A 2,925-nucleotide genomic window follows, 5' to 3' on the forward strand; every position below is an offset into this window, starting at 1 on the left:
TGCGTCAGAGTCAGAGGTGTATAAGAGACAGCCCGTCCACCCCGTCCACCCCGTCTGTGCCTGTGCCGAGGAGGCCGTGCCCGTGACCCCCCGTCCCCCATCCGACGACAGTACGAACCAGAACGGCGCCACCGAGAAGAAGACGGCCGAGACGGCCAGGAAACAGGCAGGGGCGAAGAAGAAGACAGCGGCGAAGAAGGCGGCGCCGGTGAAGAAGGCGGTGGCCAAGAAGGCCACAGCCAAGAAGACCGCCGCCAAGAAGACCGCTGCGAAGGCGACGGCCACCAAGACCACGGCCACCAAGACCACGGCCACCAAGACCACGGCAGCCAAGACGACGGCAGCCCAGGCCACGGCAGCGAAGAAAGCCGCCGCCAAGAAGGCCCCGGCGAAGAAGACGGTCGCCACGAAGACCACCGCCGCGAAGGCGGCCACCGCCAAGAAGACCACCAAGACCGCCACCAAGACCGCCACCAAGAAGGCGACGGCCAAGAAGGCTGTCGCCAAGAAGGCGGTGGCGGCGAAGAAGGTGGCCGAGGTCGTTCCCAGGGCTCCCGAGCCGTCGGTGCCGAAAGCCACCGCCACCGCCACCGCCACCGAAGCCGTCGTACGCATCCCCCAGCCCACGTCGCCCGAGCCACCGACCACGGCCACACCCACAACCACCACTGCGGACGTCCCGTCCATCCCCCAACCGCGGGTGCCCTTCTCGCCCGCGGTGGGCGGCGAGGACCGGGAGCGCCTGCGCAGTGGTACGCATCATCAGCCGCACGCGGTGCTCGGGGCGCACCCCGCGCCCGGGGGCGTGGTGTTCCGGGCGTTCCGGCCGTACGCGCTGGGGGTCACCGTCGTCACGGACGAGTTGCGGGCCGAACTGCACGACGACGGGGACGGGTTCTTCTCGGCCGTCCTGCCGCTGAGGGCCGTTCCGGGGTCGTACCGGCTGATCGTCGCGTACGAAGGGACGGTGCAGGACACCGAGGACGCGTACCGTTTCCTGCCCGCGATCGGTGAGCTGGACCTGCACCTGATCGGTGAGGGGCGGCACGAGGAGCTGTGGAAGGCGCTGGGCGCGCAGCCGATGACGCACCAGGGCGTGACCGGTACCCGCTTCACGGTGTGGGCGCCCAACGCGCGCGGTGTGCGCCTGGCCGGCACCTTCAACTTCTGGGACGGCACCGGGTACCCGATGCGTTCGCTCGGCTCCTCCGGGATCTGGGAGCTGTTCGTGCCGTCGATCGGTGAGGGTGAGCTGTACAAGTTCGAGATCACCCGGCCGGACGGGACGAAGAGCCTGCGGGCGGACCCGCTGGCCCGCCGTACCCAGGTCCCGCCGGAGACGTCCTCGATCGTCCACGCCTCCCACTACGAGTGGGACGACGCGGAGTGGATGACGCACCGGGCCGACCGCCCGGCCCACGAGGCACCGTTCTCGGTGTACGAGGTGCACCTGGCGTCGTGGCGCCCGGGGCTGACGTACCGGCAGCTGGCGGAGCAACTGCCCGCCTATGTGCGGGACCTGGGCTTCACGCACGTGGAGCTGCTGCCGGTCGCCGAGCACCCGTTCGGCGGCTCGTGGGGCTACCAGGTCACCGGCTTCTACGCGCCCACGGCCCGGCTCGGCACCCCCGACGACTTCAAGTACCTGATCGACCGGCTCCACCAGGCCGGCATCGGCGTCCTGATGGACTGGGTGCCCGCGCACTTCCCGCGGGACGACTGGGCGCTGGCGGAGTTCGACGGGCGTCCGCTGTACGAGCACGAGGATCCGGCTCGGGCCGCGCACCCGGACTGGGGGACGCTGGAGTTCGACTACGGGCGCCGCGAGGTGCGGAACTTCCTGGTGGCCAACGCGGTGTACTGGTGCGAGGAGTTCCACATCGACGGGCTGCGTGTGGACGCGGTGGCGTCGATGCTGTACCTGGACTACTCGCGCGAGCCGGGTCAGTGGTCGCCCAACGAGCACGGAGGCCGCGAGAACCTGGACGCGGTGGCGTTCCTGCAGGAGATGAACGCGACGGTGTACCGGCGCGAGCCCGGTGTGGTGACCATCGCCGAGGAGTCCACGGCCTGGGACGGCGTCACGCGTGCCACGCACCACATGGGGCCCGGTGGCTTCGGCGGTCTGGGCTTCGGGCTGAAGTGGAACATGGGCTGGATGCACGACTCGCTCGGCTACATGGCCAAGGAGCCGGTGCACCGCAAGCACCACCACAACGAGATGACGTTCTCGATGGTGTACGCCTACAGCGAGAACTACGTGCTGCCGATCTCCCACGACGAGGTGGTCCACGGCAAGGGGTCGCTGGTGTCGAAGATGCCGGGCGACTGGTGGCAGCAGCGGGCCGGCCATCGCGCGTACCTCGGCTTCATGTGGGCCCACCCCGGCAAGCAGTTGCTGTTCATGGGGCAGGAGTTCGCCCAGGGGGCGGAGTGGTCGGAGGGGCACGGGCCGGACTGGTGGCTGCTGGATCCGGGGTACGGGGCGGAGGCGGACCACCGGGGTGTACGGAACCTGGTGCGTGACCTGAACTCGGTGTACCGCGAGGCTCCGGCGCTCTGGGAGCGGGACACGGACTCCTCGGGGTTCGCCTGGGTCGTGGGGGACGCGGCGGAGGACAACGTGTTCGCGTTTCTGCGGTTCGCGGCCGATGGGGCGCCGCTGTTGTCGGTGTCGAACTTCTCGCCGGTGGTGCGGGAGGAGTACCGGTTGGGGGTGCCGGATGATGTGCCGGCGTGGGTTGAGGTGCTGAACACGGATGGGGGTGCGTACGGCGGGAGTGACGTGCGTAATCCGCATCCCGTCAAGCCGGAGGCCCAGCCCTCGCACGGCCGGCCCGCGAGCATCCGCCTGACGCTGCCGCCCCTCTCAACGCTCTGGCTCCGCCCGGCGTAGCCATTCCCTCGCCCCCGCCGCCCCTACCC

1 protein-coding gene is annotated in these 2,925 nt (G+C 69.9%); it reads left to right on the forward strand.

What is annotated here, in order from left to right; genetic code table 11:
- The first annotated feature begins 82 nt into the window (after nucleotides 1–82).
- Complete coding sequence (gene glgB, locus FNH08_RS48075) at nucleotides 83–2,896, forward strand: 1,4-alpha-glucan branching enzyme (RefSeq protein WP_322726607.1); 2,814 nt, start codon at nucleotides 83–85, stop codon at nucleotides 2,894–2,896.
- Nucleotides 2,897–2,925: the final 29 nt, after the last annotated feature.

Source organism: Streptomyces spongiae (genome assembly GCF_009377185.1).
GTDB lineage: Bacteria > Actinomycetota > Actinomycetes > Streptomycetales > Streptomycetaceae > Streptomyces > Streptomyces spongiae.